The 14,060-nt window shown below is 46.5% G+C and carries 14 protein-coding genes; 10 read left to right on the top strand and 4 right to left on the bottom strand.

Annotated elements, in window-relative coordinates:
• The first annotated feature begins 598 nt into the window (after positions 1–598).
• From RID09_RS28345 to RID09_RS28330, 4 genes are all read left to right on the top strand, one after another.
• On the top strand, positions 599–1,333 hold the full coding sequence (locus RID09_RS28345) for a DUF502 domain-containing protein (RefSeq protein WP_446339251.1): 735 nt from the start codon (positions 599–601) through the stop codon (positions 1,331–1,333).
• A 65-nt stretch (positions 1,334–1,398) separates the two neighbouring features.
• Entirely contained in the window at positions 1,399–2,043 is a 645-nt protein-coding gene (gene nusB / locus RID09_RS28340) for a transcription antitermination factor NusB (protein ID WP_446339250.1), read from the top strand.
• A gap of 262 nt (positions 2,044–2,305) precedes the next feature.
• The gene (gene ftsY / locus RID09_RS28335) at positions 2,306–4,015 is read left to right on the top strand and encodes a signal recognition particle-docking protein FtsY (protein WP_446339249.1); all 1,710 of its coding nucleotides are present in this window, start codon (positions 2,306–2,308) and stop codon (positions 4,013–4,015) included.
• Positions 4,016–4,207: 192 nt separating this feature from the next.
• Positions 4,208–4,459 (top strand): hypothetical protein, encoded by a 252-nt coding sequence (locus tag RID09_RS28330; RefSeq protein WP_446339248.1) that lies wholly within the window; start codon positions 4,208–4,210, stop codon positions 4,457–4,459.
• 15 nt (positions 4,460–4,474) lie between these two features.
• Here the strand turns inward: RID09_RS28330 and folB are convergent, their stop codons facing one another.
• Complete coding sequence (gene folB / locus RID09_RS28325; protein WP_446339247.1) at positions 4,475–4,855, bottom strand: dihydroneopterin aldolase; 381 nt, start codon at positions 4,853–4,855, stop codon at positions 4,475–4,477.
• A gap of 393 nt (positions 4,856–5,248) precedes the next feature.
• Between folB and bicA the strand changes: the two genes are divergently transcribed.
• From bicA to RID09_RS28300, 5 genes are all read left to right on the top strand, one after another.
• Positions 5,249–7,003: a bicarbonate transporter BicA gene (gene bicA, locus RID09_RS28320; protein WP_446339246.1), complete on the top strand. Its 1,755-nt coding sequence runs from the start codon at positions 5,249–5,251 to the stop codon at positions 7,001–7,003.
• Positions 7,004–7,553: 550 nt separating this feature from the next.
• Positions 7,554–8,942: a cation:proton antiporter gene (locus tag RID09_RS28315; RefSeq protein ID WP_446339245.1), complete on the top strand. Its 1,389-nt coding sequence runs from the start codon at positions 7,554–7,556 to the stop codon at positions 8,940–8,942.
• A 350-nt stretch (positions 8,943–9,292) separates the two neighbouring features.
• Positions 9,293–9,622, top strand: a complete 330-nt coding sequence (locus RID09_RS28310; protein ID WP_446339244.1) for a type II toxin-antitoxin system RelE/ParE family toxin — start codon at positions 9,293–9,295, stop codon at positions 9,620–9,622.
• Positions 9,615–10,805, top strand: a complete 1,191-nt coding sequence (locus RID09_RS28305) for an ImmA/IrrE family metallo-endopeptidase (RefSeq protein ID WP_446339243.1) — start codon at positions 9,615–9,617, stop codon at positions 10,803–10,805. Before RID09_RS28310 ends, RID09_RS28305 begins: the two co-directional genes overlap by 8 nt.
• The gene (locus RID09_RS28300) at positions 10,802–11,194 is read left to right on the top strand and encodes a type II toxin-antitoxin system death-on-curing family toxin (protein ID WP_446339258.1); all 393 of its coding nucleotides are present in this window, start codon (positions 10,802–10,804) and stop codon (positions 11,192–11,194) included. Before RID09_RS28305 ends, RID09_RS28300 begins: the two co-directional genes overlap by 4 nt.
• A 213-nt stretch (positions 11,195–11,407) precedes the next feature.
• On the opposite strand, the gene RID09_RS28295 is transcribed toward RID09_RS28300, so the two are convergent.
• Positions 11,408–12,295, bottom strand: coding sequence for an alpha/beta fold hydrolase (locus tag RID09_RS28295; RefSeq protein ID WP_446339242.1), 888 nt, complete (start codon positions 12,293–12,295; stop codon positions 11,408–11,410).
• A gap of 72 nt (positions 12,296–12,367) precedes the next feature.
• Here RID09_RS28295 and RID09_RS28290 point away from each other — a divergent pair, with 72 nt between their 5' ends.
• Positions 12,368–12,604: a hypothetical protein gene (locus RID09_RS28290; protein WP_446339241.1), complete on the top strand. Its 237-nt coding sequence runs from the start codon at positions 12,368–12,370 to the stop codon at positions 12,602–12,604.
• Positions 12,605–12,900: 296 nt separating this feature from the next.
• On the opposite strand, the gene RID09_RS28285 is transcribed toward RID09_RS28290, so the two are convergent.
• Together RID09_RS28285 and RID09_RS28280 are read right to left on the bottom strand one after the other, a co-directional pair.
• Positions 12,901–13,527 (bottom strand): alpha/beta hydrolase, encoded by a 627-nt coding sequence (locus tag RID09_RS28285; RefSeq protein WP_446339240.1) that lies wholly within the window; start codon positions 13,525–13,527, stop codon positions 12,901–12,903.
• Positions 13,528–13,593: 66 nt separating this feature from the next.
• Complete coding sequence (locus tag RID09_RS28280; protein WP_446339239.1) at positions 13,594–14,052, bottom strand: GatB/YqeY domain-containing protein; 459 nt, start codon at positions 14,050–14,052, stop codon at positions 13,594–13,596.
• Positions 14,053–14,060 lie beyond the last annotated feature (8 nt).

Genomic DNA, 14,060 nt, shown 5'->3' with positions numbered 1-14,060 from the left:
GTCTGAGGTGGGACGCATCTTGGACATTAAAGAAAATGCTTGTGGAGACGGTCTGACGGGGACGGGAAACCGTCTAGTTAAGAGTTCGAGAAGCAAGAACAAGGGTAGAGAGGCGCGACTTCAGTCCGCCTCGTAACATCCTTTAAGAATCCCCCTTCTTCAGATGGGGGAGTACGTCAAAGCTTTGTCATCTAAAACAAGAATCCATAGGTAAGAGTTGTTAAAAATAATGGAATATTTCATCGGCAACCGCAGTGATGCGACATCCTCCACTACCCTAGAGTCAGCCAGGAAACAAAGGCAACGTGAGAAATGACACCCCAATCCCCTCGGCAACCTTAATTCTGAAACCTTAATAGAGATATCAATACTTGCAACAATTCTTAACAAGCTTTACAACTAAAGAGAGAACCCTCGACCAAGAGTACTGCTTCACCGGGGCAGCAAAACGGGGTTGAGCAGGAGTTCATCCCCATCAACGGCTGGGAAAGCTGGCGGCGATTGCCGTTCATCGGGTCAAGGTTTCAACAGCTTATACCAGTACTTGAGGGAGCAATGACAGACATTTAAGATCCATTGTAAGGAGAGTCAGTACTCTGTGATCCAACGCTTCAAGCAGGACTTAAAAAACGACCTAATCGCCGGTCTACTGGTAGTGATTCCCCTCGCTACCACAATCTGGCTGACGATTACCATCGCCAATTGGGTGATCAATTTTCTCACCCGTATCCCCAAGCAACTCAATCCCTATAATAACCTCCACCCCATTTTGGTCAATCTCTTGAATTTATTGGTGGGGCTAACGGTGCCCCTCCTGTGTATTCTGCTGATTGGCTTAATGGCACGTAATATTGCGGGGCGGTGGTTGCTGGATTTAGGAGAACGAGTGTTACAGGCAATTCCCCTGGCTGGCTCAGTCTATAAAACGCTCAAACAGTTATTGGAAACCCTACTTAAGGATTCCAGCAGCAAATTTCGGCGGGTGATTTTGGTGGAGTATCCGCGTCAGGGAATGTGGGCGATAGCCTTCGTCACGGGAACAGCCACGGGTGAAATTCAAAGCAAACTCAACGACACCATGTTGAATATTTTCATTCCCACTACCCCAAACCCGACCACAGGATGGTATGCTGTTGTGCCGGAAAATGAAGTGATTAATCTCTCGATGTCGATCGAAGATGCCTTTAAGGTATTAATCTCCGGTGGAATTGTTGGACCGGCTGAATCCTCCATAGGTATGCCCCTAAAGATGCCATACGGTAAGACGACACGAGAGCAACCTCTACCCGATATGCGCCCGCAGCCGATGTTACCCACGGAAGAAAGTTCCTAGGGATTAGGGATAGGGGAAGAAGGGGACAAAGGACAAAAGACAAAGAAAAGACAAAGGACAAAACCATGCAACCCCGTAGAATTGCTCGTGAACTGGCGCTTTTAAGCCTCTCTCAGATGCCTACTGAACCGGAACAGCTTGAGGAAAAACAACTGAGTCAGATGGTATTGATCGCCGTGAGGACTCTAACCGATGAAATTCACGAAGCATTAGAAACAGCCGCAGCAGAACTCAAACGCGGGAGCGATCGCCTCCTGGGGAGTGAAACCCGCGCGATCGATGTGCGAAGTGCTAAAACGATGGTCGCTGACGCCATAGAATTGACTCAGAAAGCGATTAACCGTATCGGTGTCGCCGTAGAAATGCCGGAAATGATTCAGCTGGCTAATCAAGCAGAGGTGCGGGCTTATGCCATAGAAATTCTACAGGCGATCGGTCGCAGGCAAGTAGAGATTGATGAAATATTAGTTCAATCTCTTAAAGATTGGCAGATTAATCGCTTACCCCGCATTGACCGGGATATTTTGCGAATAGCGGTGGCAGAAATAGCCTTTTTAGGCATTCCCGATCGCGTCGCTATTAACGAAGCCATAGAACTGGCTAAACGCTACAGCGATGAAGAAGGGCATCGATTTGTCAATGGCGTGTTGCGTCGCGTCACTACCCTGATAAATGAGCCAGACTCACCCATTCTACAAAAGTCCATATAGTTTAGTTAGGTTAACCCTAGGTACAATCCGATCAGCCCTACCCTGATCGCGATCGCGAAAAAACTATCGTAACGTGGGGGAAGATGTCAAATATTGCTAAGGATACTCATAACTCCAACTAACAACTCAAAATGTCGGTAGGGGCGGGTTTAATCACATTGGGGTAACAAAAAAAGTTACTCGTCAAACCCGCCCCTACTCAAAACCATGCCCTCGATCGCAGCGAAGGGTCAAAACTCAAAACTATTTCTGGTTAGGTGCAATGGTGTTTAATTGGTTCCGCCGCCAAATTGGTAAAAGTGAAACAGCTTCCGACGAACAGACGCAGGAGCAGCAGTCAGCAACTCCCCAGGTTGAATCACAGCAACCGGAGAGTGAGTCTGCCACTCAGGAGCAGTCATCAACAGTTGCTGAAGACTATCTGAGTTGGGCAAAAGCAGCTTATACAAACCTGCAAAAGCAGCAGCAAGCACCCTCAGAAGCTCAAACCGCAGCGCCAGAGGTTCAACCGGACATAGCTGAACCTACTCAAGCTGAAATAACAGAGACTACAGAATCAAAAGAAACCTCCCCAGACTCAGAAACGGTGGAAGTGGCTCCAGAAGAGACTGCATCTGTAGAGTCAGTGGTTGAGCAGCCAGAGGGTGAAATAACACAGGCAGAACCTGAAGCCCCAACACCAACGGTACCTCCAGAATCCACAGTTGTTACTGAAGCTGAAACCGAACAACCAGAACCTGACCAAATCGAGGTTCCGACTGCTTCAGACACCGTAGCCGCAGCGGAAACCCCAGCAGTACAGCCAGAACCCCCGGCTACAGAAGAATCAGCGACTGTCCCGATTTGGGCAAGGAAAGCTGAACGGGAAGAACGACTCAAACGGCTCGAAGCAACGGCGATTGAGACGCCAGAACCGGAACCCGTCACCCAACCCACCGCCCCACTAGAAGCAGAAGCGGGTGTAGCCTTTGATGAAGAATTTTTGTGGTCAGCCAAAGTCTTAGCGGCTCAAGGGCGTACCCCTGACGATGTTTCCGCCGAGGAAATTAGCTGGCTCAAACAACTCCGCTCTGGACTCGGCAAAACTCGTCGCAGCTTAGTCAATCAACTCAAGGCGATTGTTGGTCAAGGTCCGTTGAACCAAGACGCCGTGATGGAAATCGAGGCGTTGCTGTTGCAAGCGGATGTGGGTATTGAGGCAACGGATTACATTATTGAAACCCTGCAAGCTAAAATGCGCCAGGAAGTCTTACCTCCTGAACAAGCGATCGCGTATTTGAAACAAATTCTCCGGGATTTACTGGATAAACCCTGTCACGAGTCTTACGGTTCCACCTTTTTCCCGGAAAAAGATACCCTGAATATCTGGTTGATGACTGGGGTGAATGGCGCTGGGAAAACCACTACCATTGGCAAACTGTCTCACTTAGCCAATAAATCGGGTTACAAATGTTTAATTGGCGCTGCTGATACCTTCCGGGCGGCGGCGGTGGAACAGGTGAAGATTTGGGGAGAACGCAGTGGCACAGAGGTGATTGCTAATCCGGGCAAGAATACTGATCCAGCCGCCGTGGTATTCGATTCAATCACAGCCGCTCAAGCCCGAAATACGGAATTGCTTTTGATAGACACCGCAGGGCGTTTGCAAAACAAGAAAAATCTGATGGAGGAATTGGCGAAAATTCGCCGGATTATTGATAAAAAAGCACCGGAGGCGAAGGTGGAATCTTTGCTGGTATTGGATGCTACCCTTGGTCAAAATGGTTTGCGTCAAGCTGAGGTGTTCTCGGAAGCGGCAAAACTTAGTGGTGTGGTGTTGACTAAGTTGGATGGTACGGCTAAGGGGGGTGTGGCTTTGGCGATCGTGCAGCAACTGGGACTGCCGATTCGATTTATCGGTGCTGGGGAAGGGATTGAAGATTTGCGTCCCTTCTCAAGTTATGAGTTTGTTGAAGCGTTATTAAGTGGATGATAAGCATTGTAAAGTATTGTATTCCTTATTTAATAATGGATACGCCAAAGGACAAAGGACGAATGACATAAGACAAATGATAAAAATATGTAGCGATGTAACAATAGCCGAAAAAAATTAAGAAATATTGCCATAACTTGCTCCCATTGCTATGGTATGCATTGTCCATTTAGCGAATTATTGTGGGCAATTATGAATATCTTGCTCAATATTGGGGACTATGCATGTCATCGTTCAACGGGGAACGTGGGTAAAGTTGTGGCTTATGGGCATCAACTCATAGATAGTGTGTATCTACCCACTCTCAAAGTTGAAGTGCAGGTGGTGAATGAGACGGGAGTGAAGAAACGAACATTCATCGAAGACGTGTTTCAGGAATGGATGCGGGTAGATCAAGGAGGTAACCTTGGGGAGCAGACTGAGACGGATTTAGCGATCGCGTAAGGTTGAGAGGGCGCATCACCCCGCGCTCTTATTTTTCAAGACCACTGGTCTAGTGATATCGATTGTAATTTTGCCACCAAAATCAGGGATAGGGGCAGCGGGTTTACTCAGCCGCACTTGTACTTGCTCTACTCTATCTAGCTGTAACAGAGCCTGTGCGATCGCGCTGGCTAATTTTTCCACTAAGGAAAACTTAGAGGTTGTAATCAGTTGCTTAACCGTTTCGATGGCTTGGCGGTAATCCAAGGTATCAGCAATATCATCACTCTCACCGGCGGCGGCTAAATCCAGCCATAACGTGAGATCCACTTCAAACCATTGTCCGAGTACCCGCTCTTCTGGCAGATAACCCGTATAGCCGTAAGAGCGAATTTTATTGACCTGTATACAATCCATTGATAATATCTGTCTATAGATAGAGTGAATTTTTGTAAAATTAACCTAATGAACTCATTTTCTCGTCCCCTGCATTTTGCCTATCTTAATCATTTTTGAGCGGGGCGAGAGGGGTTCACTTGTTCTCTACAGCCAGTCACCCTACATCCTACACCCTGCTAGACGGGTTTTCCTGGGCATGAGCCGATGCTTTTCTCCATCCCCTCATCCCCATCTCTCTATGCTTTCTATTGAAAATTTCAATGTTTAGAATTGTTCATATTCAGTTAATCTAACTAAAGAAATGTTCTCAAGTGTTACAAAGCTTAAACTCTTCCCGGAAAATATGAGAAGATTTTCCAAATGCTTAACACTCTCTGAGTAAGCTGTCGTTCTCTCACTCCTCCGAGTCTAATGCAAATCACTAATCGCATACATTTTAGGAATCTACAGGGTGACATATTTGGAGGGCTCACCGCTGCGATTATCGCACTTCCCATGGCACTGGCTTTCGGGGTTGCCTCTGGCGCTGGCGCTGCAGCCGGTCTTTGGGGTGCTGTCTTAGTTGGCTTTTTTGCTGCCCTGTTTGGCGGTACACCCACTCTCATTTCCGAACCCACAGGTCCGATGACCGTGGTCATGACTGCCGTTATTGCCAAGCTCACGGTAACGGCGGATAGCCCAGAACAGGGTCTGGCTATGGCATTTACCGTAGTCATGATGGCAGGGGTAATCCAAATTATTCTCGGCGCATTGCGGTTGGGTCGATACGTTACCCTAATGCCCTACACCGTAGTGTCCGGATTTATGTCTGGGATTGGATTTATCCTAGTCATCCTGCAACTAGGACCCTTTTTGGGACAGGCAAGTCCTAAGGGTGGCATCCTGGGTACGGTTCAAAACATAGGTACGCTGTTACAGAATATCAAGCCCGGTGAGACGGCTTTGGCAGTCTTGACGGTGGCTATTCTGGTCGTGATGCCAATTTTAGTGCAACAACTTGTACCGTCTAATATAAGGAAGTTTGTCCCGCCGGCGCAGTTAGTAGCGCTAATCGTCGGAACAGTCGTTGCTCTGTATGCGTTCCCCCTGATGGATGATATCCGACGCATTGGTGAGATACCTACAGGTTTGCCTACATTACAAGTGCCAACCTTTAGTGCGAATCAGTTCCAAAGTATGCTCATTGATGCCTTGGTTTTGGGGATGCTTGGTTGTATTGATGCCCTACTCACCTCCGTTGTTGCCGATAGTTTAACTCGTACTCAGCATGACTCGAACAAAGAATTAATTGGTCAAGGTATAGGTAACTTGATGTCCGGGTTATTTGGCGGTATTGCAGGTGCTGGTGCAACCATGGGAACCGTGGTCAATATCCAAACCGGTGCTAGAACTGCCGTATCGGGTTTAACTCGTGCCTTAATTTTGCTCGTTGTCATTTTAGGCGCCGCCAATCTAACCGCTTGGATTCCCATGGCGGTTCTGGCAGGAATTGCCCTCAAGGTAGGTATAGATATTATTGACTGGGGCTTCCTGAAGCGAGCGCATCAGGTTTCGATTAAAGCCGCCATGATTATGTATGGCGTGATCATCCTTACCGTCTTTGTTGACTTAATTGTTGCCGTTGGCGTTGGTGTGTTTGTTGCCAATCTCTTAACCATTGAACGTCTCTCCAAAGTCCAAGCCAATGATGTTAAGACGATTACGGATGCTGATGATGCCATCCAGATGAGTGCTGAAGAGAAAGAACTGATCGATCAAACCGATGGTCGCATCCTATTGTTCCATCTGAGTGGACCGATGATCTTTGGGGTGTCCAAGGCAATCTCCCGCCAGCATAATGCAATGGCAGATCATGATGTCCTGATTGTGGATTTAAGTGATGTCCCTCATTTAGGTGTTACCTCTTCGCTGGCGATTGAAAACGCCATTCAAGAAGCCATTGATAAAGGTCGTCAAGTCTTCATTGTTGGTGCTACGGGTCAGATCAAACGACGCCTGCAAAAACTGGGGATTCTGTCACTCTTACCGGCACATCATTTGCACATGGATAGGACCGAAGCGTTGCGCCAAGCCGTTGCTGCGGTCAAGGGATATGAACCCCCGGCAAATGGTACATCCTCAACTGCCTATCCCACTCAAGCCGATGATGTTGCCATCAGCAACTAAAAGATTCAAATAAGGCTAGTTATATAGGATATGGTTGATATATAATCCCCCTCCCTTCAATGGGGGGAATTTTTTATGGGCGTGAATAGAAATTTGGAACACAAATGTAATATGTAAGCTAAACCATAAGAAGGAATTGGGATAATTATTATAAATATTGAATCTGTAAATTCCTTAATTTTGTCACAAAGACTTATAATTGTAGGAAGAGTTAAATGCGGTAAAATAAGGTTTGCTTTTTCTAATTGACTAAAAACAAACCTGTGTCCAGACCGATAAGGATAGGTCGGTGCCAAAAAGCCATCCAGACGATCTGATAATAGATTAGTCAAGTTAGGGTTGTGTGATAGGTATTCATTCTATCTCAGCACGCTCTAGTTAGGAATTTGCTTAAATTCAGATGTTAATGGATTTAGGAGACAAGCCGTTTAAGCACTGCGGCTTGACGGAACACGTTTTGAGGGACTAAATGTATTTGAGTGTCACTAAAGCTCAAGGATAAGTCATTAATTAACCTCACGGAGTTGAAGATAAACAGTAGATGGAAACCATGAGTTTTTCAGACCTGATCCAACCGATTCCTATAGTAGCAACAGCGCCAGAAAATGGTTCAATTGTACTCGCTGGCGTGTTGCTTAGTTTAGTCATCATTTATCTTGCCAGTAAACTAGGTGGAGAGTTATCTAAAGCAGTTGATTTACCGCCGGTTTTAGGTGAATTAGTCGGCGGTGTTGTGGTGGGTGTTTCAGCGTTGCATCTGCTAATTTTTCCTGAAAGTGGCGCGGTTGCGGCTGATTCGCTACTAATGAAGCTGCTGCAATGGATTGGTGATTTAAGCCCAGAGGCTGCCATCAGTGTCTTTGAAACCCAAAGTGAAGTGGTCTCGGTTTTAGCCGAAATTGGGGTGATCATCCTCTTATTTGAAATTGGCTTAGAATCGGACTTACGGGAACTCAAAGAAGTGGGTTACCAAGCGGCAATTGTGGCGGTGGTGGGAGTCGTCGCCCCGTTTGCGGCGGGTACAGCCGGGTTGATGTTTTTCTTTAATGTTGCCGCGATTCCGGCAATTTTTGCCGGTGCAGCGTTAACGGCAACTAGTATTGGTATTACATCCAAAGTTCTCTCGGAAATAGGGCGTCTCAAATCAAAAGAAGGTCAGATTATTGTCGGGGCGGCTGTTATTGATGATGTTTTGGGTATCATCGTTTTAGCCGTGGTTGCTAGTCTCGCTAAAACTGGTGAGGTTGACGTTTTCAACGTTATCTATCTGATTATTAGTGCGACTGTTTTCCTCCTCGGTTCTATTTTCCTCGGTAAGTTTTTCAACCACTCCTTTGTCACGATTGCTGATAAGTTACAAACGCGAGGCAAATTGGTTATTCCTGCGTTTACCTTTGCCTTTTTAATGGCGTTTTTAGCGAATGTGATCCAATTAGAAGCGATTTTAGGGGCATTTGCGGCGGGATTAGTTCTGGATGAAACAGATAAGCGCAAAGAACTGGATAAGCAGGTTGTTCCCATTGCCGATATTTTGGTACCCATTTTCTTTGTGACTGTGGGGGCGAAAGCGGATTTAGGGGTTCTCAATCCTGCAGTTCCGGAAAATCGGGAAGGATTAGTGATTGCTGTCTTCTTAATTGCGGTGGCGATTATCGGGAAATTGATTACAGGTTGGACATTTATTGGACAACCTCAAATTAACCGTTTTGCGATTGGGGTTGGTATGATTCCTCGTGGTGAAGTGGGATTGGTTTTTGCTGGAATTGGTTCAGCCAGTGGGGTTCTGAGTAAGCCTTTAGAAGCGGCGATTATCATTATGGTGATTCTGACGACGTTCTTAGCGCCACCTTTTTTGCGAATAGCATTTAAAGGTTCACCAGAGGCTGCGGAAATCGAGGAGTCTAAAGAAGCTCTGGAAGAAGCAGATTTGTTTGGATAGAGTATTGAATTAGATTAAAAATAGGGAATCCCTCGACTTTATGCCGAGGGATTTTTTGGATCAATTTCACATTCCGCACTTGACGATGTAATAAGTATTTATACTCAATTTGGGTTAACTACCCTCTTTACAGCAGATTGCAGGTCAATACTGTACCTCACGAACTTGCAATACGCTGTATCAGTCCTTCCAGAAGGAGGTCTGGTTAGACTAGGAAGAGCTTGGGCAAGGCTTCTGGCAAGAGATGGATAACCTGGTGGAAATGCCCGCCTTCCTTCAAGTCCAGAAATAAAATTTACCGATGTGGTAAAATGTTTACCAATATGGTAAACTTTATTTTGTAAACTCTTATGGAAATTGATTTTAAGGACAAGAAATTCAAAGCCCTGTGTGAGCAGGAAAAATTGGCTCAGCGTAAGTTGGGAGAACAGATGGCTAGGAAGTTACAAGCCCGATTAGCTGACTTAATGGCAGCTTCATCAGTGACTGAACTGTGTGCGGGTCGTCCTCATCCTTTAAAAGGAGACCGAGCAGGGCAGTATGCTCTAGATTTAGTGCAGCCAAAGCGTTTGGTGTTTGAGCCAGATCACGACCCAGTGCCCCGACTTAAGGACGGTGGCATTGATTGGAGTCGAGTAACACGAGTCCGCATTATTTGGATAGGGGATTATCATGACTGAAGTCTTACAAACTTTTACGCCGGATTGGATCTCGCCCCCTGGAGATACGATTGCTGATTTAATCGAGGAACGAGAGTGGAGTCAAACTGATCTAGCAAAACGCCTGGATTACACCCCCAAGCACGTTAGCTTGTTGCTCAATGGTAAAGCACCGATTACCGAGGAAACAGCGCTTAAGTTAGCAAATGTCCTAGGCAGTAATGCGAGTTTTTGGTTGAGCCGGGAGGCACAGTACCGTGCCAAACTCGCTCAACAGGAAGCAGAAAAGGATTTTCAGAAGTGGGTTTCTTGGTTGGATGAGTTGCCTGTCAAGGAACTGATGGATCAAGGGGTGATCCTAAAACAGCGTAGAGATACCAAAAATAAGCCTGCCATTGTCCGGGAGTTGCTCCGTTTTTTTGGCGTCGCTTCACCGAAGGAATGGCGAAACTACTACGCCAACATGGAGGCGGCTTTCCGCCGCACTCGGACTGAGCAAAGTGATGTGGGGGCAATTTCAGCTTGGTTACGCCGGGGAGAAATTGAGGCGGAAGGATTGAACTGTCCCAAATACAACAAAGCCAAGTTTAAGAGTGCGGTTCAAGCAATTCGGCAACTCACTTTATTACCTTCGGAAGAATTCATGCCTCAGATGCGTCAGTTGTGCTTGGATGCAGGAGTTGTGTTCTGTTTAGTTCCAGCGATTCCACGGGCGCATACGAGTGGGGTAGCTCGCTGGCTGAATCCTCATAAGGCACTGATTCAACTTTCGCTCTATGGTAAGACCAATGATCGCTTCTGGTTTACATTCTTTCACGAGGCAGCACACATTCTGCTGCATGGGAAGAAGGAGATTTTTCTGGATGAGTGGGAGAAGGGAGAAAAACTGGAGTCGCAGCAAGAAGCAGAAGCCAATCAATGGGCGAAGGAATTTTTGATTCCGCACGAGTACGAGCCTGAACTGCCTCAATTGCGTTCTAAAGAGAGTGTTAACGCCTTTGCCAGTAAACTTGGTATCCATCCCGGCATTGTAGTGGGGCGGTTGCAGTATGAGGAGGTGATTCAAATGAGTTGGATGAATGATCTCAAGGCACGTTTTGAGAAGATGTTTTCCCCTCTGGAACAGCAACCTGAAGATGATTTCGCTCAGGCTGCAAGCTATGTGCTGGATAAGAACAAAGAGCTATACGAGCGCCTTTCCTGATGCGGTATCTGTCAGTTAAAGAGGTGTTGAGGTTGCACGATCACGTAATTGAGCAAACAGGGGGTACTTCTGGAATTCGAGACCAGGGTGCGTTGGAGTCAGCGGTTGTTCAGCCGCAGATGACGTTTGGCGGGGAAGAGCTATACCCCACGTTAGTAGAGAAAGCAGCCGCATTGGGGTTTTCTTTGGCGATGAATCATTCATTTGTGGATGGCAATAAGCGAACAGCTCATGCTTCGATGGAAGTGTTTCTGGTTCTCAATGGGTTTGAAATTCAGGCATCGGTTGATGATCAGGAAGTGGTGATGCTGAATTTGGCAGCGGGAACCCTGAAGCGAGACGAGTTTACTGCATGGCTACATAAAGTTGTGATTCCGATAAATTTGTAGATAGGAGGTTGAAGGCAAGAGTTCGAGATCTGAAGTTCCACCAGTGCATATGTACTACACCCAGGCTAAAGCCTTATTCCGTAGTGGTTTGATCGCTCAACACCCTCAAAAAGCGTACCCATGTAGGGCGACTAAAAAATCGCGCAAAGCCGCACAGTGAGGCAGTGCAAGATTTTTTGGCTGGGGGAACTTCAGATGAAATTAGCCACTGGTTTACCGATTCTGAATTTCAGCTAACGCTTGATGTAACGCCCCACGATGTCTCCAGCCAACGAACCCGCTGTAAAGACATTCCCCTTCGGGATTAGCGACAAAGATATGGTCAACTTGTAACGGATTTGTCCAGATGCGAATCGTGAATCCGTTGGCAAAAGTGATGTAGGGTTGACTCCGGGTAAAGTCTCGCGGATGAGCATCAGTCATTCCAGGTACTGACTGCAAGCGTTCAATTAACTGAGCGGTAAAATCTAGGGGGGAAGGGTTAGTTATTGTCGGATTTGCCCAAAATTCCCGGATAATTCCGATGACAGTGGGATGATTTTTGAGTTGGGCATGGGCTAAATTGGGAATACTCACAAACTTGGCACCGGAAAACTTGGTTGATTCAACGGTAATTGTACCGTCGCTACCCCTATCCCTATCGCCAGCAATGACTAACGTAGGAATCTTTTTGGCGATGGATTGGGCAATCTGGCGGCGATTCATCCCTAGCGCACTAGCCATACCGATACCAACACTAAAGGGGTCTATTAATCGGGCTAAATCTGCGCCGCCAATTGGGGATGCAACCAATACAAAGGATTCTATTTGAGACCACCATTCTGGATGTTGATTGAGAATTTCTAACCAAATTAAACCGCCCATGGAATGACCGATAATTCGGATCGGGGTATCCGGATATTGGGTAATAGTTTCAGTGGCTATCCCTTCTACCTGTTTAATTAATGGTTCAATTCGCCACCAGGTTTTCAACCAACCCAAATTGGGTGTAACCAAGTGAGACTGGGGAGTGGCTAAGGTTTTCGCTAAGGCTGCGATCGCGTGATGGGTATCCGCCCAGCCATGTTGGGCAAATAGAATAAAATCTGGCGTTTGGTTCATGGGCTTCAATCGAGAACGAAGTCATCAGGAATAAAATAGGGTTATAGCAAAAAGCAGCAAGACTGTTTAGTCATGGCTTATAGGGATTTTAAAACAATCAATCAAGTTAAAGCTAAGTTCGATCTGACGATTAATCTAATTAATTTGTTTCCCAAAAGCGAACAGATTGAACCGAGCGACTACCTCAAAATGACCCTGACTCGTAATTTGAAAGTCGCCTTTGATAACGATACTAAAAAAGCTCGTTCAGAGTTGATTATTGCACCGTTGTTGATAGAAATAAGAGAGCCTAAGCTGTCATGCATTTAAATTGGGTATTAGTAGCGAGCAAGATGCTCGCACTACACGGCTTTCGCCATTATTGACATTAAGGTTTAAATGCCAAACAGCTTACCTCAATCTATCAAAGGGAACAGGAAACTCGGTCGGGGCGGGCGCGAGTTACATCTGGGTGGGTTAAGAAAGGATAATAGTGAAACCCGCCCCTACACCGAACTATGGTACGTTCGTTCCTGAATAATCATCAATTAACCTTTAACAAATAAGGACGAATGACGTAGCTTGCTTCTCAAGGGTAGCGAGTATGACGAAATACCAATAACAAATCAACCATTAATTATTACTGGATTTTGCCAAAAGTCGCGAATCACTTCCGCTACAGCCGGATGATTTTTTAGGGTGGGATGGGATAATGTGGGCAGATAAAAGAAATTTGCACCAGGAACCTTTGTCTCTTCTAGAGTCACTGCACCGTCCGTTCCTCCACCAATATCGCCCGCAATCACTAATGTGGGAATCACTTTAGCAATAGATTCCGCCATCTGGCGGCGATTGTCAAGCATTGCCCCAGCTATCCCGACACCCATTCCCAAAACCGTAAAATTTCGGGCTAAATCCACCCCACCGATGGGTGAAGCCACAAGGACTAACGACTCCACCTGAGACCACCATTCGGGATGTCGGTTAAGCAGTTCCACCCAGACTAATCCCCCTAGGGAATAGCCGATAATCCGGATCGGTGTATCGGGATACTTGGCAATTGTTTCCGTGGCTATTTCGTCCACTTGCTTGATTAATGGCTGAATCCGCCACCAAGTTTTTAACCAACCGAGATTGGGTGTAATCACGAGAGTCTGGGGAGTCGCCAGCGTTTGCGCCATCGCTGCGATCGCAACTTCGGTATCCGCCCAGCCGTGTTGGGCAAATAGAATATAATCTGGGGTGTCACTCATTCCGCCAAACTCCTAAACGTTTCTCTGTGGCTCCTGAGAAGACCCTCACTGTGTGGGATGGAAGCGTCAACCACTTAGTTTAGCTTTCACCATGGCTTGAATCTTGCGACCTTCAGCACGCCCTTTGAGCTTTTCCATTGTAGGTCCCATGACTTTCCCCATGTCTTTCATGGAACTTGCGCCAGTTAGGGTAATAATTTCATCCAGTACCGCTTCAATTTCCTGATCCGACAGTGGGGTGGGGAGATATTCTTCAAGTATGGCTAACTCTTTTGCTTCTTGTTCTGCCAAGTCTTCCCGTCCAGCGTTACGATATTGTTCAATTGAATCCCGACGCTGTTTGGCAAGTTGAGCTAAAAGTTCAAGTTCCTGAGTTTCAGTGAGACTGTCTTGTCCTTGAGGACGCACGCTTATCTCTTTTTCCAGGATCAGCTTTTTGATACTGCGAACCGTTTCCAGCCATACTTTATCTTTCGCCTTCATCGCGACTTTGATGTCTTCAGAGATGCGGTCTTTGAGGCTCATATTACTAT

The organism is Coleofasciculus sp. G1-WW12-02, from assembly GCF_040219735.1.
Lineage (GTDB): Bacteria > Cyanobacteriota > Cyanobacteriia > Cyanobacteriales > Coleofasciculaceae > Coleofasciculus.
The sequence above is the reverse complement of the archived record's forward strand: the minus strand, read 5'-3'. Positions and strand labels throughout refer to the sequence as shown.